Annotated in this window: 22 protein-coding genes; 5 read left to right on the forward strand and 17 right to left on the reverse strand. The window is 37.4% G+C overall.

Annotation, left to right across the window (positions count from 1 at the left end):
- Window positions 1-52: 52 nt before the first annotated feature.
- The 10 genes from IGK21_RS12470 to IGK21_RS12515 form a co-directional block, all read right to left on the reverse strand.
- Window positions 53-346, reverse strand: a complete 294-nt coding sequence (locus IGK21_RS12470) for a WXG100 family type VII secretion target (protein ID WP_010720654.1) — start codon at window positions 344-346, stop codon at window positions 53-55.
- A 345-nt stretch (window positions 347-691) separates the two neighbouring features.
- Window positions 692-1,600 (reverse strand): IS3 family transposase, encoded by a 909-nt coding sequence (locus tag IGK21_RS12475; protein WP_197538272.1) that lies wholly within the window; start codon window positions 1,598-1,600, stop codon window positions 692-694.
- Window positions 1,591-2,274, reverse strand: coding sequence for a helix-turn-helix domain-containing protein (locus IGK21_RS12480; protein ID WP_034700759.1), 684 nt, complete (start codon window positions 2,272-2,274; stop codon window positions 1,591-1,593). Before IGK21_RS12480 ends, IGK21_RS12475 begins: the two co-directional genes overlap by 10 nt.
- A gap of 158 nt (window positions 2,275-2,432) precedes the next feature.
- The gene (locus tag IGK21_RS12485; RefSeq protein ID WP_034700083.1) at window positions 2,433-3,302 is read right to left on the reverse strand and encodes a phytoene/squalene synthase family protein; all 870 of its coding nucleotides are present in this window, start codon (window positions 3,300-3,302) and stop codon (window positions 2,433-2,435) included.
- Window positions 3,289-4,779, reverse strand: a complete 1,491-nt coding sequence (locus IGK21_RS12490) for a phytoene desaturase family protein (RefSeq protein ID WP_034700086.1) — start codon at window positions 4,777-4,779, stop codon at window positions 3,289-3,291. The genes IGK21_RS12485 and IGK21_RS12490 overlap by 14 nt, the downstream gene beginning before the upstream one ends.
- A gap of 738 nt (window positions 4,780-5,517) precedes the next feature.
- A complete protein-coding gene (locus tag IGK21_RS12495; protein ID WP_181914726.1) occupies window positions 5,518-6,480 on the reverse strand; it encodes a tRNA dihydrouridine synthase in 963 nt (320 codons plus the stop codon).
- 116 nt (window positions 6,481-6,596) lie between these two features.
- A complete protein-coding gene (locus IGK21_RS12500) occupies window positions 6,597-7,115 on the reverse strand; it encodes a GNAT family N-acetyltransferase (protein WP_034700089.1) in 519 nt (172 codons plus the stop codon).
- 260 nt (window positions 7,116-7,375) lie between these two features.
- Window positions 7,376-8,146 (reverse strand): ABC transporter permease, encoded by a 771-nt coding sequence (locus tag IGK21_RS12505; protein ID WP_010720659.1) that lies wholly within the window; start codon window positions 8,144-8,146, stop codon window positions 7,376-7,378.
- Window positions 8,139-9,074 carry an ABC transporter ATP-binding protein gene (locus IGK21_RS12510; RefSeq protein WP_010720660.1) on the reverse strand — a complete coding sequence of 312 codons (936 nt, stop codon included), beginning with the start codon at window positions 9,072-9,074 and terminating at the stop codon, window positions 8,139-8,141. Before IGK21_RS12510 ends, IGK21_RS12505 begins: the two co-directional genes overlap by 8 nt.
- Before the next feature lie 301 nt (window positions 9,075-9,375).
- Window positions 9,376-11,025 (reverse strand): MutS-related protein, encoded by a 1,650-nt coding sequence (locus IGK21_RS12515; RefSeq protein WP_181914727.1) that lies wholly within the window; start codon window positions 11,023-11,025, stop codon window positions 9,376-9,378.
- A gap of 251 nt (window positions 11,026-11,276) precedes the next feature.
- Here IGK21_RS12515 and IGK21_RS12520 point away from each other — a divergent pair, with 251 nt between their 5' ends.
- Window positions 11,277-11,645, forward strand: coding sequence for a hypothetical protein (locus IGK21_RS12520; protein ID WP_010737245.1), 369 nt, complete (start codon window positions 11,277-11,279; stop codon window positions 11,643-11,645).
- A 122-nt stretch (window positions 11,646-11,767) separates the two neighbouring features.
- Here IGK21_RS12520 and IGK21_RS12525 read toward each other — a convergent pair whose 3' ends face one another.
- Window positions 11,768-13,201 carry a 6-phospho-beta-glucosidase gene (locus tag IGK21_RS12525; protein WP_034700094.1) on the reverse strand — a complete coding sequence of 478 codons (1,434 nt, stop codon included), beginning with the start codon at window positions 13,199-13,201 and terminating at the stop codon, window positions 11,768-11,770.
- Window positions 13,202-13,786: 585 nt separating this feature from the next.
- On the opposite strand from IGK21_RS12525, the gene IGK21_RS12530 reads away from it, so the two are divergent.
- The 4 genes from IGK21_RS12530 to IGK21_RS12545 are packed head-to-tail and all read left to right on the forward strand — an operon-like array spanning window position 13,787 to window position 17,130.
- The gene (locus IGK21_RS12530; protein ID WP_034700100.1) at window positions 13,787-14,671 is read left to right on the forward strand and encodes an ABC transporter ATP-binding protein; all 885 of its coding nucleotides are present in this window, start codon (window positions 13,787-13,789) and stop codon (window positions 14,669-14,671) included.
- Window positions 14,668-15,420 carry an ABC transporter permease gene (locus tag IGK21_RS12535; protein WP_034700102.1) on the forward strand — a complete coding sequence of 251 codons (753 nt, stop codon included), beginning with the start codon at window positions 14,668-14,670 and terminating at the stop codon, window positions 15,418-15,420. The genes IGK21_RS12530 and IGK21_RS12535 overlap by 4 nt, the downstream gene beginning before the upstream one ends.
- Entirely contained in the window at window positions 15,417-16,532 is a 1,116-nt protein-coding gene (locus tag IGK21_RS12540) for a sensor histidine kinase (RefSeq protein WP_034700105.1), read from the forward strand. Before IGK21_RS12535 ends, IGK21_RS12540 begins: the two co-directional genes overlap by 4 nt.
- On the forward strand, window positions 16,525-17,130 hold the full coding sequence (locus IGK21_RS12545; RefSeq protein ID WP_034700108.1) for a response regulator transcription factor: 606 nt from the start codon (window positions 16,525-16,527) through the stop codon (window positions 17,128-17,130). Before IGK21_RS12540 ends, IGK21_RS12545 begins: the two co-directional genes overlap by 8 nt.
- 250 nt (window positions 17,131-17,380) lie before the next feature.
- Here the strand turns inward: IGK21_RS12545 and IGK21_RS12550 are convergent, their stop codons facing one another.
- From IGK21_RS12550 to IGK21_RS12575, 6 genes are read right to left on the reverse strand one after another with little or no spacing between them, the layout of a single operon-like run.
- Window positions 17,381-17,896, reverse strand: a complete 516-nt coding sequence (locus tag IGK21_RS12550; RefSeq protein WP_034700170.1) for a YjbQ family protein — start codon at window positions 17,894-17,896, stop codon at window positions 17,381-17,383.
- Window positions 17,893-18,588, reverse strand: a complete 696-nt coding sequence (locus IGK21_RS12555) for a triose-phosphate isomerase (RefSeq protein WP_034700111.1) — start codon at window positions 18,586-18,588, stop codon at window positions 17,893-17,895. The genes IGK21_RS12550 and IGK21_RS12555 overlap by 4 nt, the downstream gene beginning before the upstream one ends.
- 12 nt (window positions 18,589-18,600) lie before the next feature.
- Window positions 18,601-19,428 (reverse strand): class II fructose-bisphosphate aldolase, encoded by an 828-nt coding sequence (locus tag IGK21_RS12560; RefSeq protein ID WP_094940711.1) that lies wholly within the window; start codon window positions 19,426-19,428, stop codon window positions 18,601-18,603.
- A 26-nt stretch (window positions 19,429-19,454) separates the two neighbouring features.
- Window positions 19,455-19,739, reverse strand: a complete 285-nt coding sequence (locus IGK21_RS12565) for a PTS sugar transporter subunit IIB (RefSeq protein ID WP_034700115.1) — start codon at window positions 19,737-19,739, stop codon at window positions 19,455-19,457.
- Window positions 19,740-19,761: 22 nt separating this feature from the next.
- On the reverse strand, window positions 19,762-21,108 hold the full coding sequence (locus IGK21_RS12570) for a PTS galactitol transporter subunit IIC (RefSeq protein ID WP_034700117.1): 1,347 nt from the start codon (window positions 21,106-21,108) through the stop codon (window positions 19,762-19,764).
- A 23-nt stretch (window positions 21,109-21,131) separates the two neighbouring features.
- Entirely contained in the window at window positions 21,132-21,593 is a 462-nt protein-coding gene (locus tag IGK21_RS12575) for a PTS sugar transporter subunit IIA (protein ID WP_010720675.1), read from the reverse strand.

Raw genomic sequence — 21,593 nt, forward strand, 5'->3', positions numbered from 1 at the left:
TGCTGCTTTAATGGGTACAAGTCAAACGAAGATTGGTTTTTACTGATAAACGCTATAGCAACCCAAAATTCCGAGCATCTTGACGATCCCGTTCTGAAACGGTATTCGCATAGTTGTTGAGTTGCTCATAAATACTTTCAAATAATTGTGTCATTTGTTTAACGCTACCTTCTAACTGGTGATACTGATCAAGATATGCTTGAAAAGCTTGTCCTTTCCAATTATGAGCAATTTGCTGGTTCATCGTATTTACTTTTCGGATAGCCTCTTGTATTTGGAGCGCTGATTGCTGATAGATCTTCGCTTGTGATTTTAATTGATCAGGCGTAACTGCAATTGGTCCCATTCTTCCATCCTCCTAGCATTTAGTTGGTAAAACTATTACCTTGGTCATGAATAATATACGACAAGTTCTAAAATATTCCGCTAAATCTTTATTTTTATCTGAAAATTTTTCTCGCATAGAAAGACCTATGTAACAAAACAGTGATAAAAAGCCCGACAACCTTTTTTGGTTGGCTCCCCGTCAAGTGGACACGGAAATATAATAAAATTTTTAGAGAGCTGTTTGCTAATTTTGTGGCAAACAGTTCTTTTGTTTTTCATTGTTTAAACCTCGGCTGCGCTTGGTTGGCGTATCCCTCAGATGTGCGAAACAAAGGACATTTCACCCATCTAAGAGATACGATTATTACGCTGCCATTAAAAGCTGTTGGTGAACTTGTAATGGCGTTTTGGATTTCAAGCATCGTTGATAACGGCCATTGTTATAGTAGTTGATGTAATCTTCGATCATCGATACGAGATCTTCGCGTCTTGTAAATTTACGACGATAGTATTTTTCACGTTTCAATGTTCCCCAGAACCCTTCCATTGGCCCATTATCAATACAATGGGCTACACGAGACATGCTTTGTTTCATCCCTTGATTTTTGATTTTATTTCTCATGTTTTTACTGGTGTACTGAAACCCTCGATCGCTATGGAATAGCGGATGAGCCACAGGTTCAAGTCGAATCGCTTCGTCAAAGGTATCAAAAACCAACTTATTATCATTTCTATCGCTAATGACGAAAGAAACAATACGCCGATCTGCTAAGTCTAGAATGGCACTAAGATAAATTTTTTTTACTTGGTTTCCTAGAGTGTACTTGAATTCACTGATATCAGTTAGCCATTTTTCATTTGGTTTATCTGCATGGAAATTTCTATTTAGATAGTTCTTGGCAATATGATAAGGATTATTGGACGCTTTAGTAATTCCGCTTGGCTGGTGTTTGACGGTAGATTTAATTTGAAGACTACGACAAATCCGCAAGACTCTTTTGTCATTGACGTGCAAACCAAAGTTTTGAACCAAATCGTCACGGATTCTCCGATACCCCTTGTCGTTATCTGCTTCATAGATGTATCTTATTAGGTCTGCCAGGTGCTCGTTAAAGATAGTTTGAGCTGATTTTGGTTGCTTTAACCAACGGTAATACGCTGATCTGGAGACGTGTAAAAAATCACACATTAATTTTATCGAATAATTTTTGAGATCATGGAGTTCCTTAATTGCTTGGTATTCAAAGATATGACGGATGAGGTCTAGTCCCACTTCCTTTCTAACTCCCTGACTTTTTTTAAGAGGTCATTTTCCATTTCTAACAGTTTAATTTTGCGTTCTTGTTCAGCCAGTCGATCACGCATTTCTTCTTCTGGTGTCCGACTGGGTTCTGTTCCAGCTCGATGTCCTCGACGATCTTTTAAGCCGGCTTCGCCCATTTCCTTATATTTTAGTACCCAATTACGTACTTGTTGGTACGATACCTGATACTTGATAGCCGTTTTGCCATAGTTATGATCATGCACAATACAATAGTGGACAATTTCCACCCGTTCTTTGAAGGTTGTTTTTCTTGATTGACTCATTTGACTTCCACCGCTTTCTGTTTTGAAGTTTCCATGAGTATTATATATCTTTATCCAATTTCGTAGTTGTTTAGACTGTCTTAGTCCGTATTTCTTAGTAATTTCCGACAGACTCCCTAAACCATTTAGGTAATCATTTACAGCCTGAATCTTTGTTTCAATCGTATAGTGTGTATTCTTTCGTCTTGCTAATAAGCCAGTAGGCCCCTCATTCTCATAAAGCATAACCCAGTTACTTAAAGCAGCCCAACTAATGCCTGCAGTGCGAGCTAGGCTGGTCATACTGTCTTCACCATTCAAATAGCTTTCTACTAGTTCTACTCGTTTTTCTGGAGTGAGTTTCATCTTTCTTTTCGGCATACAAAATCCCCCCTATACAGGACTTTTATATTTCAGTGTCCTATATAGGGGGAGCATATCATTTGGTCTCGGGCTCATTGCTTTCAATTTTTTCAACTAATGATCGTTTGAAAACAACAATATTGAATTTATATTCGGTTCTTTAATAATCAGACGGTTCAATAGCTTTTGAGATAACTTTTGACCTCTTTTAAAAGCTGTACTTTTCGATAATGACTAACTTTATTCTTATTATCAAATAAAGAATAATGCTGTTTTCTCACGATATTTAATTGCTCACGATAAATAAACGCAGCACTGGCAAGTGCTTGACGACAATCTTCTGTAATAAGAGGAAACATTTCAAAAGATTCTTCATATAAGGTTTCAGCCTGCTGAGCCAGTGACTCCCATAAAGCGACTAATTGTGTTTGGGCTTGCTTTTCTTTTAACATGGTAGTTGCTACCCCAAATCTAGTCATGTCTTCTTTTGTCAGGTAGATTCGCCCCATTTGATAATCTTCTCCAACATCTCGTAAAATATTCGTTAACTGCATCGCTTCTCCTAATTTTTTAGCTGGTACAACGATGTCAGCTGGGCGCTCAGTTAAAAGCGGAAGCAACATCAAACCTACACTACCTGCAACGTAATAACAATATTCTTCAAGATCTTTTCTTGTTTCTGGTTGCTTAAAATCAGCATCTTTTCGTTGACCAGTCAGCATATCAAAAAAAGGAGCGGTTACCATGGGGAAATTGTCAAAGACCACTGATAGCGCACGCCAGACTGGATCGTTGGGAACCTTTCCCTCATTAAAATCTAGCAATTGCCGTTCTAACTGTCTCAATCCCGCTTGATTGTTGTCGCGATCAATCAAATCATCTGCACGTCGGCAAAACGCATACACGGCATAGACACTTTGAGCTTTTCGTTTAGGCAACTGTGAGAAAGCCAGGTAAAACGATTTTGAATTTTTCTTGATGATTGATTCACAATAGGCAAAATCTTTTTGGTATTCTTGAAAAGGATCATTGTTAATGGTTATCATCTCTCAACAGCTCCTCTACCGCTAATTTTGCGCTTTGCATAACAATTGGTACCCCTGCGCCAGGATGGGTACTACTCCCACAAAAATATAAATTTTCTGCTGCAGAAAATTTGTTATGCGGGCGGTAATAATTACTTTGTTTCAATGTCGGTTTTAAGCCAAAAGTCGCTCCATTATAAGCATTGAAACGTTCAGAAAAATCTTTGGGCGTGATCAATGTTTCGGATACGATATGCTCATCGATATCCTTAAAAATCGTCTTTTCTTTGAGCAATCGGATGATTTTTTGGCGATAGGCTTGCATCGTTTGTTCCGTCCACTTCTCATATTTTGACAATTCTGGCACTGGTACTAAGACATATAAGCCTTCCTGACCCTCAGGTGCAAGCGAATCATCCATCAATGACGGTCGGTACAAATAAAAAGATGGATCATCTGGTAAATTTCCTCGTTCAAAGAGATCATCAACATTTTGTTTAAAGTCTTCTGCAAAATAAATACTATGCAAGTGTTCCTCTGGGTATTTCTTGTCTAAGCCAAGATACATCAAAAAACAAGAACATGAATATTCAAATTTAGCGATTTTTTTATTTGTATACTTTCCCCGTTTTCTTTCATCAGGAATTAATTCCTTCATCGCATAAGGAAAATCAGCGCCACATACAATAGCATCAGCCATCACTTGTTCTTTCCCGATTCGGATCCCTTTAGCAATCTTATTGTCAATTAGGATTTCATCTACTGATGTTTCGTAAACGATCTTTCCACCTAATTCTTCAAACAATCGAGCCAATGAAGTCGCTAACGTATACATTCCACCTTCAATAAAATAAACGCCATAAAATAATTCGATCATTGGAATAATCGTATATAAAGAGGGTCCTTGATAAGGCGATACCCCGATATAAAGTGTTTGAAAAGCCAATGATTTACGCAAACGGTCATCCTTCACAAATTTAGAAATAGACGTATACGCATCGCTGAATGTCCGCAAGCGGATCCCTGCCCATAATGATTTAGGATTATAAAAATCCCAAAAACCACGAAATGATTTCGTGATAAAGGCTTCTTTTGCGATCGTATATCGCTGATAGATATCTGCTAAAAATGCGAAATAACCTTGTGTATCTTCTGGCGAAATGTTTTCCAACGTCTTTGTCAATTCAATTAAATCATTGGAAAACTCGATTGGTTCCTCTTTGTTGAAATACAGTTTTAACATTGGATCAACTTTTTTCATTGGAATGTAGTCATCGGGGTCTTTCCCACAAAATTCAAATACTTCCCGATAAATTTCTGGCATCATCACAATCGTTGGTCCTAAATCAAAGGTAAATCCTGCCGTTTTGATTTGATTCATTTTCCCGCCAACTTGACGATCTTTTTCGTACAGTGTGACTTCATATCCTAGCTTTTGCAACCGAACTGCGGCACTTAATCCAGCTACTCCCGCCCCAATGACAATAATTTTTTTCATGGGATCACCTACTTACCTTTTTTATCACTTGATAAATTTAATGATAACGCAAAATTTATCAAGTGATAAAATAATATGCTCAAAGAGGTTGAGACAAAAGTGTTTAGCCTCAAGAAATAAGAAGGAATTTCCGAAAATTGACAAGAAACACAAAAACTCGTTTTTGATGTTGATTGTTACCTACTTGGTGCTTCTCAAATTTTTGGTAAATTTCAGCAAATTTTCCGAAGATGCTACTTTTGTCTCACCGTGAACAAGAGGTCGTGAAAAGAGTGTTTTGACCTGAGCGCTCACCGAGTAAAAACTGCGACGAGTAATCGCAGGAGCATTAAGGATGGAAATCTCGAAACAGCTTCCCATGTTTTGAGATTTTTTGACTTATCGCCGAAGGTCAGCTCTTTGAACACCGTGAATCAGAGGTCGTGAAAACATCGGGTAGCTCTGATGACAATAAGAAAGAATTTTTTGAAACAGCTTCTCATGTTTTGAAAAATTCAGGCTTATTTCAAGGAGCTGATGTTTGAACTTCGTTTATTCGTTTTTAGAGATACTAGAAGAGACTGTGACAAGTTTTGTCTCATTTGCCATTCAATTTTCTCATTAAATAACTACTTTTACAAAAAAAGCCCAATGATCACGAAAATTCATTCGGATCATTCGGCGTTTTATCTACCTCTGATTTCTTTTATAAGATTCAAAAATACAAACAGAATACAGTATTCTTGAAATTTTCATCGGTTACTCTTGATTAGAAAAAGCATTTAAAAGCGCTCTGACTTCGTCGGTCGATTTAGTATTCATTAATTGAACACGTAAGTCACTTGCGCCCGGAAATCCTTTGATATAGATTTTAAAGAAACGATGTAGCCCAGTCATTGAACGGGGGATTTCTTTGGCATATTGGTCTTGGAGATCTAATTGCAGACGTAAAAGATCAATCAATTCAGTTGCTGAATGTTCCCTTGGTTCTTTTTCAAAAGCAAAAGGATTTTTAAAGATCCCACGACCGATCATAATCCCGTCTACGCCATATTTTTCAACTAATTCCAAGCCCGTTTGCCGATCAGGAATGTCGCCATTGATCGTAAGCAACGTTTGTGGCGCAAGTTGATCTCTTAATGCTACGATTTGAGGGATCAACTCCCAATGCGCATCTACTTTACTCATTTCTTTTCTCGTACGTAAATGAACAGAAAGATTGGCGATATCTTGTTTCAATAAATGACTCAACCAACCTTCCAACTCTTCTTGTTCTGTATAGCCGATTCTTGTCTTGACGCTTACAGGTAATCCTCCTGCTTTCGCTGCTTCGATAAGTTCCGCTGCAACTTCCGGACGAAGAATCAAGCCACTCCCTTTCCCACGTTCAGCAACGTTAGGAACCGGACATCCCATATTCAAATCGATCCCTTTAAAACCCATTTCTGCTAGTTCGATACTCATTTGTCTAAAAAATTCTGGTTTATCACCCCAGATATGAGCAACCATCGGCTGTTCATCTTCGGTAAATGTCAAGCGACCTCTGACACTTTCTTTACCATCAGGATGGCAGAAACTATCGGAATTTGTAAATTCTGTAAAAAACACATCGGGCGCTCCTGCCGCCTGCACAACATGTCGAAACACCACATCTGTGACATCCTCCATTGGTGCTAATATAAAAAAGGGCTTCGGTAATTCTGCCCAAAAATTTTCTTTCACTGATAACTCTCCATTTCATTGTAGTTTCGCCATGTAATACTCTTCGTTCACTATTCTAAAAAACAGAGTCATTATACTAGGAATCAACAAAAGAAGCAAAACCACTGCTTCCTTTACTAAAGCAATTTTTGATACGCCAATCGTTCATTGTCTATCTCATCGTCGACATAGACGATACCACGTAACTCAAACCCACAATGAGCCATGATACGTTGCATACTAGTATTCTTTTTGTGCGTATCAACTCTTACTTGTGCCATTCCTAAGGCCTTTGTTTCTGCTTCTGCATACTCAACGAGTCGGTAAGCCAGCTTTTGTCCGCGAAATGCATCAGCTAGTGCAATGCGATGGATTGTTGTATAGGGCGCATCAGCTTTTTCCCAACTTCCTTCAAAGATTTCTTGATAATTTTTATCAGGTGTTTTTTGTAAGGCTAATGTTCCAGCAATGATTCCATCGACTACCAAAACATAAGACCATGTTTTATCGATATCTTGCCTGATCGTTTCTTCATTTGGATAACCATTTTGCCATTGCGGACTATCAGCGGAAGCTAATAACCGTTTTGCTTCATTAATGATTTTCATGACGGCTGGCACATCAGTTAACGTCGTTTCGCGAAATTCAATTGTCATTCCATATCCCCTTTTTATTTTTCTATACTAGATAAAACACTAAAAACTAAAGTTTAGTTATCATTTTAACATATTATATTTAGTTAATTTAAGAGTAGATCGTCTAAATTTGTATGAGGAAGTCCTTTAATCGAACAAAAAAAGTCTAGGATAAGCATCTATCCTAGACTCAACTATTTCTTGTCTATTACCAAAAATTTGATCAAATCAATCCGTTTCTGTAGAAAACCGAATAAGTTTTTTTGATCATTCCACAAACTCTAGCTTCTTAACCCTCTACCTTTATTGATTAAATACCAGCATAGTGAATAAAGCACTAAACTAAATAACACAAGAATCGTGATCGAAACCATGATGGGTACATCTGTCGTTCCAAGGAACCCATAACGAAATCCTGAAATCATGTAAACGATCGGATTAACTTTAGAAATTGCCTGCCAGATCGGTGGCAACATAGAGATCGAATAAAAGACACCACCGAGGTATGTCAATGGCTGAAGGACAAAGGTCGGCACGATCGACACATCATCATACGACTGTGCGAAAATCCCATTGATCAAACCCGCTAGTGAAAATAAAATCGATGTCATCAGCAAAGTAACAATCACGATGCCCCAAGAGAAGACATTTAGCGGAACGAAGAATAGCGAAATCATCGTTACCAACGCCCCGACCAAGATACTACGTCCCAGTCCGCCAATCACAAATCCCCAAATAATCACATGTGTGGGAACGGGCGCAACTAAAATTTCTTCAATATTTTTCTGGAATTTTTGAGAAAAAAATGAGGACGAAACATTGGAATAAGAACTAGTGATAACGGACATCATGATCAACCCTGGAACGATAAATTCCATGTAGGAAAATCCACCCATATCACCAATACGTCCGCCAATCATTTTCCCAAAGATCACAAAATAAAGTGAGGTGGTAATCACTGGTGGAACCAGTGTTTGGACCCAAATCCGCAAGTAGCGATTGGTTTCCTTGATGGCTAAACTTTTTAAAGCTGTAAAATAAAGACTAAACATTTTTTTCCTCCACATGACCATTTTCTTCCGTGATTTTCAAGAATAATTCTTCTAAGCGATTCGATTTATTTCTCATCGAAAGCACTTTTATCCCTTGTTCACTTAATTGATCAAAGATTCCGTTGACCCCTTGATCCCGTTCTACTTCAACAGCAAGGGTCCGCTCATCTTCAAACGTACTAGTGTACCCTTGTAGAACTGGCGCTTGTTCATACGGTGCTAAGTCAAAAATAAACGTTTCAAATTGTAATTTAGAAAGTAATGATTTCATACTTGTATTTTCAATCAATTCACCTGATTGGATAATCCCGATATTCCGACACAACATTTCGGCTTCTTCCAAATAATGAGTCGTTAGAATAATCGTGGTACCTTGTTCATTTAATTCTCGCAAGAATTCCCACATTTCACGTCTTAGTTCAATATCTACACCTGCAGTAGGTTCATCTAAAATCAATAGTTTCGGTTCATGCATCAATGCTCTAGCAATCATCAGTCGCCGTTTCATCCCACCAGAAAGCATGCGTGCACGAACATTTCTTTTTTCCCATAGATTGGATTGCTTAAGGTATTTTTCACTACGCTTGATTGCTTCTTGTCGTGAAACACCATAATATCCTGCTTGATTCACTACGATCTGTTGAACTGTTTCAAAAGGATTAAAATTGAATTCTTGCGGTACTAATCCGATTTGTTGTTTGGCACGAACCAAATCAGTATCCAAGTCATAACCAAACACTTTTACTTCACCAGAAGTTTTATTCACAAGTGAAGTGATGATCCCAATTGTCGTAGATTTCCCCGCACCATTAGGACCAAGCAAGGCATAAAAATCGCCCTCTTCCACCGTTAAATCAATCCCTCGCAACGCTTCAACTCCCGTTGCGTATACTTTTTTTAAATTCTTTATTTCAAGAGCCTGTGTCATTTTTTTAACGATCTCCTTTTTTCCATCTGATTCTCTATTGTAACATGGAATGATTGAAAGAAAATGAATAAAGTTTTCAAAATAAAAATAGAATTTTATGTATTCGAGCATCCAATATAAAATCAATCATTTCATCTTCTTTCGATCAGTTGTTCTACTAAAATAAATGAATTCTTTTATCCATGTCCAAAAAGGAAGAAAGCATGATTTCTCCATCAGGAAAAGGCACGCTTTCTTCCTTTTTTAATATAAATGAGTTTGCGACAAACCATTCAAGCCTGACATATTAAGTCCGTACGTTTTAGTCAAAAATCTCCCATTTTCGATGTTGATCAAAAAATGTTGCTGCTTCTTTTGCATCCGCAACTAGTTTTTCCGGATAATTTAAGACTTTCAATAATGCAATCGCATTTCTGGTTTTTGCTGGACCTTGCTTTAATTTAAAATCAAAACTGATTCCTTTTTCTGCTGTGACCTGTTCCTCAAAATGGACATTCTCACATTCATTTTTCAAGATCTCAGTCAATTCAATATCGTGAGTCGCCACAAAAGCTAGTGATGGATAGTCTGACAACCATCTTACTACTGCTGCAGAAGAAGCAATCCGTTCGATCGTATTGGTTCCCTTTAAAATCTCATCCACAAAACAATAACATCTTTCCCCTTTTTCTACTTGATCTAGTAGTCTTTTAATCGATTTGATTTCTGAAACAAAGTAACTATCTCCTGCAAACAAGTCATCTTCGATCGCCATAGAAGTCAGTACGTGACCATGCTGCAAGGTGAATTTTTCTGCGAGGGCTGTTTGGATCGTCTGTGCTAAGATACAATTGATCGCAATACTTTTCACATAAGTAGATTTACCTGAAGCATTCGAGCCCGTCACTAAAATGTTCTGGTGCCAATCTACTGGGTTCACTACCGCTTCCTTCAAGAGAGGATGATAGAGATCTTCTGCCTCTACGCCATTGTCCGTAAATTCTGGCTGACAGGTAATGGGCATGTAAGTACGATAGTTGAGAACCGCAGCCGCTACTTCCATTTCTCCCAATAATTCCCAAACCTTCATTGCTTCTTTCGTTTTTTTCTCTAACCTGCTAATAACAAAGTGATAAGAAATAAACGGCAACATGAACATCATATTGACATAATCAAATAAAATTTCTGCTTCCGACCCACTCTTAACTCGAAAAGAAAAACCAAATTTAGGAATATCTTTTAACGGTTTAACATTTTGCCGTAATTCATCTTGAACCGGTGTAGCAATCTTTGCTACTTGATTCGCTGTTGAGATCGTTGAGACTAGGTAACCCATACTATTGATCTCAGTTTCTAATGTCTGTTTCTTGACTTGATAATGAAGTGTGTTAAAAATTAAACTACCAATCGCTAGATAGATACCTAAGACTTGTCCAAATAATAATAAAATTAAACCAATGATCGGTAAGAGACCTAAAAAAGTATAAAAGCCGACATGTCCGATCTGTTTACTTTGGCCATCCGCTAAATATTGCTTCGTAAAATTACCATCTTTTTTCCCTAGTCGTGCAAATTGATATTGGATTTTTTCTCTTGTTTGAGGGTTTTCTTGGTAAAAAGCAATTAACTTTTCTAATCGTTGATCTTCCCCAAAGTTAAAGCTCCTCAGCCGTTGATATAAAGCTTCCGAACCAATACTAGAGTATGTCAGGTTGATGCCTTCAAAAACTTCAAACATATCCAAATCGTACCACGTCAAGTCATCCACTTCACTTGACCATGAACGAAATTCTTTTTCTGTGAGCCACGCTTCCTTTAAACTTTTTTCTTTATCAAATCGAGGTTGATAAGGCACTCTTCCCCACTTCTGATGGACACTTTCTTTTAATTTTCGACGCGCATTGAAATCTAGAGCAATGAGCAAAACGATCACGCCACAAATCAATAGCACAATAAATGTTTTTTGATCCATACATTTTTCTCCTATTCTGTTTTCCATTGGATAAAGTATAGCATTGTTTGACCCCTTTTATGAGCTGAATAATGAAAGTTCAACATAAAATAGCTGTTTATTCATATTTATTCAATTTATTCACTATGTAGCTATGTGAAATGAAATTAAAAGAAAAAGCACACTTATTTCCACCAACTTAAAATAGCGCTTACAAAATAATTGTCGTATACTAGAGATAACGAATAGGTGAAACGAAAGGAAGAAAACAAATGGCTACTACTTCGATGAACAATCCTCAAAAACATGCGGAACAAAAAATGAAAACTATTGTCATTTTTGATCTGTCTTTTAATTTTATTTCTACCAATGGTAGTTTGCAAACCCAGTTCTTAGAAATGAAATTAGCGAAGTTTTTAAGAGAAAAAAATCAATCTTGGGCTCTTAAAATATATGAAGCAAGTCAGATAGACGAACACGCCTCGGAAGCAGATATTATTTTACTAACCCCAACGTTTGCCTATGCCAAAGAAGAAATTGAGAAGAAATTCCCTCAGATACCAGTGATAGCTATTTCTAAAGCAGAGTACGGAACAATGGATCTGGATCACTTATGGGAAAAAATAAAAACGGTTCTATAAATAAGGTTGGTCAACTTTCATAAACTTTTTACTCTCTCTCAATTTAATACAAATAAATAGTAAATCAGCTGATTTGAAAACAACCAGCTGATTTTTTGTGGTCTATTTACATGTTTGCTCGTCTAAAGCTCTGTTCCATTAGAGGTTGTTACCCGCTTATACCAATCATAGGAGTCTTTTTCATACCTTTCTAGCGTACCAGAACCATCATTGTTCCGATCAACATAGATAAAACCGTAACGCTTTTTCATCTCCCCTGTTGTAAATGACACGCAATCAATACAACCCCACGGCGTGTAACCCAAAAGCACGACACCATCTTCATTGATCGCCTTTTCCATCTCTTGGATATGACTACGTAAATATTCGATACGGTAAGGATCATGAATCGTGTGATCCGCCTCCAGAACATCAATGGCACCAAACCCATTTTCAACAATAAATAATGGGAGTTCATAACGCTCATAAAAAGCATTCAATGAATAGCGGAGACCTTCTGGATCGATCGCCCACCCCCAGTCAGATTCCTTAATAAATGGATTCGTTACGGAGTACGTACTTCCACCACTAACATTCGTTGAAACATCTTGATGGACTTGCGAATCGACCGTATTACTCATGTAGTATGAAAAACCGATATAATCCACTGTGCCTTCAGCGAGTGCTTGTCGATCTGCTTCTGTTATATCGATCTGGTACCCTTTACGCTCAAACATTTTAAGGGCATAATTTGGATAGTGTCCACGAACTTGTACATCACAGAAAAACCAACGATCATGCATCATCTGTTGCGCTAAGATTTGATCCGCTGGTCGAGAAGAAAACGGATAAATAGGCACCATCGCAATCATATTCCCAATCTCGAAATCTGGATTAATTGATTTTCCTAGTTTAACCGCCTTAGCAGAAGCAACTAACGTATGATGGCCACAAATGTACATCGCCTCCTCTGGATTTTCATAATCGCCAAAATGAACACCTGAGTTGGTCCAACCAAAAATATCATTTGAATAGTTCATTTGGTTGTTGATCTCGTTGAATGTCATCCAGTATTTCACCTTATTTTGATAGCGCTTAAATACCACTTCTGCAAACTTAAGAAAGAAATCGATCGTTTGACGATTCATAAATCCACCATATTCTTTGGCAATATGATAGGGCATTTCAAAATGGGACAATGTAATAACCGGTTCGATTCCATATTTCAACAGCTCGTCAAAGACATCGTCATAAAATTGAAGCCCTTCTTCATTAGGTTCCAGCTCATCTCCATTTGGAAAAATACGTGACCAAGCAATCGATGTACGAAAACATTTGAACCCAAGATCAGCAAACAGTGCAATATCTTCTTTATAGCGATGATAAAAATCAATCCCTACATGGTTGGGATAATAATTACCTTCCACAACTCCATCCGTGATCACTCGAGGTACACCATGTGAGCCAGCCGTCATCACGTCAGCCACCGAAAGCCCTTTTGATATTCCAATTACACCACCTTCAAATTGATGGGCTGCTAATGCACCGCCCCATAAAAAATTCTCTGGAAAAGCCATCCTATCCGCTCCTTTTTCATCTCAAATTTATTTCAATTGCTTTAGTAAACGAAGTTAGAACACCACCAAATGCACACTTGTCAGGAAAAACTTTAGTGACAAGCGCATCAGGTATCGTTTTCCAATCAATGATATCAACGAAAGTATACTCCAAGCATCTAAGTATCTTTCTTGAATCAAAAATACAAACGCTTTCAATTGGTTGTAAGAGGAAAATGAATGAAACATGTTCGTCATTTATTATACCGTAGAACGTCTGATAAAAGTAATTTACGTGCCCCATGAATCACAAACTTCCAAAAAAAATCAGTTGGTTGCCAAGTAACAAAAGTCCTCCCCCACATCAAAATTAGCGAAATTTAATAGTAGATATAAGTGAAAAGAGTTTCCATAATGAACAATCAACAAGGTAGTTTAGCTTTTCTCCACTTCTTTAATTAATAATAACAACTTTTTGACTATTCAGTCAGCAGTCTACATTTCTGTGTTCTTTAGACATGACAATTGTCATGTCCAACTGATGACATCCATGACTGTTTTACAACTCAAAAAATAGCTAAGATAACATCAGCAGGAGGAAAGAATATGAATCCAATAATCGATGTACAAAACTTATCGAAGGTGTATAACAGGACAACCGTTTTAGATAATATCTCATTTCAGATTGCACCCGGAGAGACTGTCGCACTATTAGGAGAAAATGGTGCAGGAAAATCCACTCTGATCAATCTACTTAACCAATTGATTCAACCAAATTCAGGAACTACTTATGTGATGGGAACCCAAGATATCAGGAAAGTCCGTGACAAAGTCGGTGTAATGTTGCAACAAAACTTATCACTCGAACGAGTCACCGTCAAAGAGTGTTTAAATCTTGCTCGTAGTTACTATCACAACCCATTATCTTATGAAGCCTTGATTCGCTTAGCCAACTTAAAAGAAAAGGAGAAGTGTTACTTAGATCAATTGTCTGGCGGACAAAAACGTCGGTTGACTTTTGCAACAACTATGGCAGGAAACCCTCAACTAATTTTTTTAGATGAGCCGACTGCTGGAATGGATAGTAATAGTCGACAATCATTCTGGGAAAGTATTGACCGTTTGAAGCAAAATGGAAAGACTTTTTTTATCACTAACCATTATCTGGAGGAACTAGATCAGATTGCAGATCGAATCCTTATTTTAAAAGATACTAGGTTAGTATACGATGGTACCTTGAAATCATTGCGGAAAAAAAGTGGTCATATAACCATCCAATTTACCACTCCATTACCAAAAGAAACATTCACATCCATTTCAGCTGTTAAAGAATGTTCCAAAACTAATCAGCATATTCAATTAATAACTGATGAGCCAAACGTAGTGATGGAAGCTTTAATTCCTTATCTTAATCAATTAGACGAATTAGCCATTCAGCAAAATTCGTTGGCTTCTTTATTTCAAAAAGTAATTGGAGGTAGCAGTAAATGAAAAAATTCTTGTTTCAAGTTCAAATCAACTATAAACGCATCGTATTCCGTAACTTGCGCTTCCTCTTATTCAGTATCGCCATGCCAACAGGCTTTTACCTTATATTTACTCAGGTAATAACACAACCAGTAGCTTCGAAAACATGGAATATCGCTTATATGATTAGTATGATTGTGTATAGCTCATTGATTAGTTCTGTTATGACAGTCGCACATACTCTGTTAGAAGATCATACTAGAAAGTTCGATTTATTTGTAGCACTACGTCCAGGTTCAAAATCACAATATTATCTATCGATGTTAATCGTCTTTCTATCGTTAAATATACTTTCGGTTTTGGCACTAATAATGACTGGACTTTTAGTAAATCAGCTAACAATTAATTGGTTTCATTTAATAGGTCTTTTATTCCTCATTCCATTGTTATCATTCCCACTTATATTGATTGGAATGATCATCTCTCTATTAGGTTCAGATAACGTAGTAAATTTGCTTAGTAATCTCATCGTTTTTCCCATGGCAATTTTAAGCGGACTATGGTGGCCACTTAGCATAATGCCCCCATGGGTACAAAAGGTTGGACACTGGCTACCAACTTATCAAACAGCTGTAATTTTAAGAAGATTTATCAATTATCAACGTTTTAATTTTGTTAGTTTTGGGGTACTCTTAGTTTGGACGATTATTTTATTCGTACTGTTCAAAGTAGTCGTCTTTTTTCAAAGTAAAAGTGAGGTTTCTACCATATGAGTTTTTTCGAAAAGCACATATTTTTCCCAAAACGATTCGGCATTGCACCTTATTTCTGGTTAGTATTTTTAATACCGACGATCTATTCATTGTTCCCCCTTAATTCTTGGTTTGACTGGTTATTTATATTACTTTTAGTTATTTTTTTAAAAGCTTACCGAGATGGCTATGAAGTTCATAAATTTTTAACATGGGACGTTTTCCTTCAATTATTGATTGCCTGCTTATTTGGTATCTTTCAAAAAAATGGATATCTCTTTATTTTCGTTGCCTGGGAGATTGGCTCCCTGCCAGTAACCAAACGTTTATTCTATCATTATTTGACTGGTTATTATGTAAGCGTCATGATTAGTCTTGGCGCTATGTTGTGGACCACTCGTTTCACCCATTCATCCAGTTACATTAATGTAGGTATCACTATCATAGCTGCTATTATTACACCACTAGCAGCTAAGTCGGTAGGGGAATCTTATCGGCGGATCTATCGCCTCAACCAACAAAATAAACGTTTAGAAGCAGTTGTGCGCCAAAATGAACGAGATCGTATTGCTCGTGATCTCCATGATCATTTAGGCCAAGCGTTTTCCATCATTTCATTAAAGGCTGAATTAGCGGAGAAATTAATAGCAATTGATTCACGCCAAGCAACCAATGAATTACATGATATTGCTGAGACTTCCCGAAAAAACTTATCATTAGTTCGTGGGATCGTTTCAAATTTACAAGAGCGAACAATTGCCCAAACGATGCTAGAAGAAGAAAAAAATTTAGTCCTTACCAATATTCAGCTTCATTCTGTAGGAGAGGAACTAGCCGAAAAATGGCCGACGAACATTCAACATACAGTATCCGCAGTTATTAAAGAAGCCATCACAAATATGATTCGTCACAGCAAAGCTAGTATTGCGATGATTGATTTTACCGAGAATATAGACACCTATTTTATTACCATTCAAGATAATGGACAAGGATTCACTCAACTAAAATCAACCGGCTATGGAATCAGCGGAATGAAAGAACGGATTCAAACTGAAAAAGGACAGTTGACGATCACTGGAACACAAGGAGTAAAGATTGTCATCTCGTTGCCTAAGGAGAATGAGCATGATTAAATTGTATTTGGCAGAGGATCAACAATTATTGAACACTGCATTAACGATGATTTTGAATCTTGAAACAGATTTTGAAGTTATTGGTTCTGCAACAGATGGTGATACGGCATTATCTGACATCATCAAATTGAAACCAAATATCGTTTTATTAGACATTGAAATGCCTAAGTTGACTGGCTTGGAAATTGCTAAGCAGCTTCGTTTATTAAAACAGGATGTGAGAATTATGGTTCTGACTACCTTTGCGCAAGAACACTATTTTCAGCAAGCTTTACAGAACAATGTCAACGGTTATATGCTAAAAGATAGTCCCAGTGAAGAACTTATTCGTTCGATCCGCTCAATCATGGCGGGTGATACGATTTTTTCACCTGAATTGGTTATTCAATCATTCATTACTCAAAAAAACCCTTTAACCCCAAGAGAGCTTGAAATTTTAACGTTGTTAAAAACCGGCATCAGCACCCAACAAATTGCCCAAACTCTATTTTTGAGTGAGGGAACTGTACGTAATTACATCTCTGCTATTCTAAGCAAAACAGCATCACGTTCACGAATTGAAGCGATAAATTTTGCAATAAAGCAAGGATGGATTTAAATAACAACAAATTAAGATCACTGAGAAGAACGCCTTAAGCAAGGTCTTCCCAATGATCTTATTTACCGATCAGATAACTGGCTATACTTTTTCTAAACTAAATAGTTTTTGTTTCCCTATAGTTTTCTCTATGATGAATTTTAGTAGTTTAACCAAAAAAACGGAATGAACTAACTATTATCTTTCGTATTAATTTTTATAGGTGTGATCATTCAATTAGTTTCCCAAATGTTTGTTTCTTATTACTTTTCTATTCGCCCATTACTAAAATATGGCATTTCCGATTTCTAACACGATTTTGATCAAAATCAATGAAATAAATGGAGCCGACAGCTCCTGTCATTAGTGTTTCCTCTTTGACAATGAAATTTTCACTTGCTCCGAAGAATGATGCTCGGATATGTGCATCTCCATTTAAAATCGTTCCAGCATCACCAGCATAGTCTGGATCATCTAAGGACAGCAAGAAATCAAGATGCTTCGGACCAGGATAACGATAATCGGTATTTTCCGTTAATTCTCGAGGAATGATCCGATCAAGAATCCGATTTAAATCAACCTGTAAAAATTCATCCCCATTAAAATCTAAATCGTGCATGAATTCCTCAAAAATAACTGAACAAGTAGTATGTGGCGACTGAACAAGACAAATGCCATTTTTTATCCCACTTTTTGCCACAATTTCTTTTACTTGTTCGGTAATATTATGATACGTCACTCGCTGTCCATTTGAAGTCAAAACAAGTTGCTCAGTATAAGTTATCATTTTGTCGATTGCTCCTTTTTCCATTTACTTACTTCTTCAATCATCGCTTTCAATGTGTCCACAGGATCTTTGGCACAAACAATCCCGCTGGTTCCACCCGTTGCATCAGCCCCCGAATCAAGTGCTTTGCGAACATCTGCTACCGTTGAAATCCCTGCTGCCTGCAGAACAAAAATTTCAGGATCCATCTTACGTACAGCTTCATTGGTTTGAATCATATAAGAAATGTCACTTGCTTGACCTGTGCCTATTAATTCCGTAGGCTCACAAACCATTACATCCGGCTTCAATGAAGCTACGAGCTTCGCCTCTTCTAAAGAATTCGCACAGACAATAGTCAATAGACCAAGTTCCTTTGCTCGCTTGACGGCATCACACAGCTCACTAACCGATAAAGGACGTTCTGCATGATTAAGGAAGGTCGCTTCTGCTCCAGCCGCTACAACGCCTTCAGGTAAAACGTGTCCCATCCCTCTACCAGGGACTATCCCATCGATATGTTGAACACTCACAATCAACTGCGTTGTCTGTTCTTTAATTAGCCGAACATCAACATGTTGACAAGTAAAAATGATATCAATATCGTATGCTGCAGCTAATTGATCCGCTGTTTTTGCTAGTTCCAATGCCTGTTCACCATACAAATAAGATTTAGGATTAACCACAAAAAATGGTTTTCTTACTGTTCTCATGAGAACCCTCCTCTATTTTGTTGCAAATACTTTGTAATAATGCGCTAACGTATCCGCAATCGCTTGGTTCGCTAATCGTTTAAGTGTAAAATAATCCTCTGGTTTTTCTTCGTTAATTACATCCATTGCTGCTGTGATAAAATCAGTAAAGATATTAATTTTATTGATCCCTGAAACAGCACATTTGTGGAGATTTTCATCACCAGATGATGAGCCCCCATGCAACACTAATGGAATTGAAACTTCATTTTTAATTTCTTCCAACCGCTCAAAGCTGATTTTCGGTGTTCCTTTGTATTGCCCATGAGCTGTACCTATCGAAACTGCCAATGAATCGACGCCGGTTTCTTTCGCAAAACGTGCTGCTTCCTCCACTTCGGTATAAATGGTGTCCGTGGTTTCCTTAAATTCATAACTATTTCCCGTTCCCACGTGTCCAATCTCAGCCTCTACCACAACGCCTCTTTCATGAGCATATTCCGTAATTGCTTTTGAACGACGAATATTTGTTTCAATCTCATCCTGCGAAGCATCTATCATCACAGAAGTGAACCCAAGCTCGATTGCTTGCTTGATGATTTCCTCATCTTGTCCATGATCCAAATGAAGTGCTACTGGTACACTTGCTTTTTTGGCTAAATATGTTGCAATTAACGCTGCCTCTTCAAGAGGACATTCTTCAATATGCGCTTGTGCAAAGGCTAAAATTAATGGCTTTTGCATTTTTTCTGCAACCTCTACAAAGGTTCTTGCAGAATCTAAATCAAAAAAGTTTGCTGCCGGAATCGCATAGTTTTCTTTTTGCGCTTTTTCAAACATCTCTTTCGTTGTAACTAACATTTGATTACCTTCTTTTCAAGTATTTTTTAGGCTTTAATCTTCGCTTCAATTTCGTCAAACAACCCATCAATGCCAATTCCGGTTAATAAAGGAAGCCCCATAATTACTTTATCTTTAATGTTGTCAGGAACCACGGTCGTACTGACCACAATATCGTAGTCATCAATTTTGCCAATTTCATCCGCAACTTTTGATTGATATAGTTTCACTTCATTTTCGAATCCTTTTGATTTCAACCATTCTTTTACTTTTCCTGTTACCACTGTTGAAGTAGCCACACCTGTTCCGCACATAATTAATAATTTTTTCATCTGTCATCTCTCCTATTTTGTATTAAGCTTCAGTTTGTTTAGCTGCTCTTTTAGGTAAAATGCGATTCACGTAGAATAGTAAACCTGTAATAATCAGACCAATTCCGACTAGGGCAAAGTAACCAAATAGTTTTGCACCACCCACGTATAGAAGTGTTGTCCACAGTCCACCTTCTGCCATCGCAGTTACTGATGAATGTCCTTGTAAATCAAAGTTTGCCGCTTGTGCTGCTTTTGTTAAAAATGGTGCCACCCATGAAGTGATGTATAAAATGGTGACCATGTAGATCGTCCCACCTAAGATTGTTCGAATAATGTTTCCACCAAAGACAGCTGCCATCAAACAAACTAAGAATGGAATAGTTGCCAAATCACCGAAAGGCAAGGTTGTGTTACCTGGTAAAATCACTGCTAATAAAATCGTGATTGGGACTAAGATTAACGAAGAAGACAATACAGCTGGGTGTCCTACTGACAATGCGGCATCCATCCCGATATATAATTCTCTTCCTGGGAAACGTTTTTGAACAAATGAATTTGCTGATTCTGAAATAGGTGTTAAGCCTTCCATTAAAAGTGCCACCATTTTAGGCATTAAGACCATTACAGCACCAGTTTTCACCGCTAATTGACCGATTCCCGCAACATCATATCCAGCTAAAATCCCCATAACCAAACCAATTAAAAAGCCCATGACTGTTGAATCACCAAAGATGCCAAACCGTTTTTGAATCGTTTCTGGATCTGCATGCCAATCTTTCAATCCTGGAATCCTATCGAATAACCAATTTAAAGGTAAGGCAAAAACAAACCCAGGTGCTGCTGTTCCGTGTGGGAAGGTAATATTTGGAAATCCATAGAATTTATTGATGATTGGTCCTAAAATATCGCCAAACAATAAAATCATCATTGTATAAATAACCGTTGCCAACATGCCCATTGCAAAGTCATTCGTTACCGCATAGACAAGTGAAGCAACAAATGCTGCATGCCAGATATTCCAAATATCAACATTCAGTGTTTTTGTTAAGCCAACAATAATTAATAACACATTGACTACGATAGCTACTGGAATCGCCAAACTACCTAAAACGGTTCCATAAGAAATCGCAGCTGCTGCCGGCCAACCAACATCAATGGTTGTTAAGTTTAGTCCAAAACGTTCAACCATCGCTTGTGCTGCTGGTCCTAAGCTATTGGTCAATAAATCGATAACTAAATTCAACCCGACAAATCCAACACCAACCGTTAATGCTGAAATAAAAGCCTTACTCGGTTTTGTTCCTAAAATCAAACCAAAAACAAAAATTAAGATTGGCAATACAACGATTGATCCGAGATCAACAAATTTTTGTAATAAATCTAACATAATGCTCCCCCTCAAAATGGTTATTAAACGAATCCTTCTTTTTCAATAATTTGATAATACTCCTCAGTATTATTTACAGCTCGAAGCTTTTGAACCACCTCTTTTTTTTGAAACATCGTAATTAACTTCTGTAACATTTCTAACTGTGCATGTGGTTCTTTCAACGCTAACATGAAGATCAAGCTGACTGAAATTTCCTTATCTGCAGTTCCCATTTCATAAAAAGTTACTGGTGTTTTCAATGACATAAATGCAATTTGAGAATCATTCACGTGTTCTGCATCCGTATGTGGTATAGCAATCCCAACATCATTGATTAATAAGCCAGTAGGAAACACTTCTTCTCTTTTCAGTACATTCTCTGCAAACGAATCCTTCACTAAACCTGTTTGATATAGACAAGTTGCAATAATTGATAAAGCTTCCTTCTGACTCTTTACCTCAGATTGAAATAATGCAATTTTCTTTCCAAAATAACTCGTCAT

Source organism: Enterococcus sp. DIV1421a (assembly GCF_051711025.1).
GTDB classification, from domain to species: Bacteria; Bacillota; Bacilli; order Lactobacillales; family Enterococcaceae; genus Enterococcus_B; species Enterococcus_B hirae.

What these genes read in the sequence shown, in the direction of transcription:
- IGK21_RS12480 (WP_034700759.1), bottom strand. Translation starts at nt 2,274, where the DNA reads ATGCCGAAAAGAAAGATGAAACTCACTCCAGAAAAACGAGTAGAACTA.
- IGK21_RS12565 (WP_034700115.1), bottom strand. Translation starts at nt 19,739, where the DNA reads ATGAAAAAATTATTAATTATGTGCGGAACAGGTGTGGCTACTTCAACA.
- IGK21_RS12505 (WP_010720659.1), bottom strand. Translation starts at nt 8,146, where the DNA reads ATGTTTAGTCTTTATTTTACAGCTTTAAAAAGTTTAGCCATCAAGGAA.
- IGK21_RS12535 (WP_034700102.1), top strand. Translation starts at nt 14,668, where the DNA reads ATGAAAAAATTCTTGTTTCAAGTTCAAATCAACTATAAACGCATCGTA.
- IGK21_RS12555 (WP_034700111.1), bottom strand. Translation starts at nt 18,588, where the DNA reads ATGAGAACAGTAAGAAAACCATTTTTTGTGGTTAATCCTAAATCTTAT.
- IGK21_RS12510 (WP_010720660.1), bottom strand. Translation starts at nt 9,074, where the DNA reads ATGACACAGGCTCTTGAAATAAAGAATTTAAAAAAAGTATACGCAACG.
- IGK21_RS12485 (WP_034700083.1), bottom strand. Translation starts at nt 3,302, where the DNA reads ATGATAACCATTAACAATGATCCTTTTCAAGAATACCAAAAAGATTTT.
- IGK21_RS12570 (WP_034700117.1), bottom strand. Translation starts at nt 21,108, where the DNA reads ATGTTAGATTTATTACAAAAATTTGTTGATCTCGGATCAATCGTTGTA.
- IGK21_RS12540 (WP_034700105.1), top strand. Translation starts at nt 15,417, where the DNA reads ATGAGTTTTTTCGAAAAGCACATATTTTTCCCAAAACGATTCGGCATT.
- IGK21_RS12575 (WP_010720675.1), bottom strand. Translation starts at nt 21,593, where the DNA reads ATGACGAGTTATTTTGGAAAGAAAATTGCATTATTTCAATCTGAGGTA.
- IGK21_RS12550 (WP_034700170.1), bottom strand. Translation starts at nt 17,896, where the DNA reads ATGATAACTTATACTGAGCAACTTGTTTTGACTTCAAATGGACAGCGA.
- IGK21_RS12560 (WP_094940711.1), bottom strand. Translation starts at nt 19,428, where the DNA reads ATGTTAGTTACAACGAAAGAGATGTTTGAAAAAGCGCAAAAAGAAAAC.
- IGK21_RS12500 (WP_034700089.1), bottom strand. Translation starts at nt 7,115, where the DNA reads ATGACAATTGAATTTCGCGAAACGACGTTAACTGATGTGCCAGCCGTC.
- IGK21_RS12470 (WP_010720654.1), bottom strand. Translation starts at nt 346, where the DNA reads ATGGGACCAATTGCAGTTACGCCTGATCAATTAAAATCACAAGCGAAG.
- IGK21_RS12545 (WP_034700108.1), top strand. Translation starts at nt 16,525, where the DNA reads ATGATTAAATTGTATTTGGCAGAGGATCAACAATTATTGAACACTGCA.
- IGK21_RS12515 (WP_181914727.1), bottom strand. Translation starts at nt 11,025, where the DNA reads ATGGATCAAAAAACATTTATTGTGCTATTGATTTGTGGCGTGATCGTT.
- IGK21_RS12530 (WP_034700100.1), top strand. Translation starts at nt 13,787, where the DNA reads ATGAATCCAATAATCGATGTACAAAACTTATCGAAGGTGTATAACAGG.
- IGK21_RS12525 (WP_034700094.1), bottom strand. Translation starts at nt 13,201, where the DNA reads ATGGCTTTTCCAGAGAATTTTTTATGGGGCGGTGCATTAGCAGCCCAT.
- IGK21_RS12490 (WP_034700086.1), bottom strand. Translation starts at nt 4,779, where the DNA reads ATGAAAAAAATTATTGTCATTGGGGCGGGAGTAGCTGGATTAAGTGCC.
- IGK21_RS12520 (WP_010737245.1), top strand. Translation starts at nt 11,277, where the DNA reads ATGGCTACTACTTCGATGAACAATCCTCAAAAACATGCGGAACAAAAA.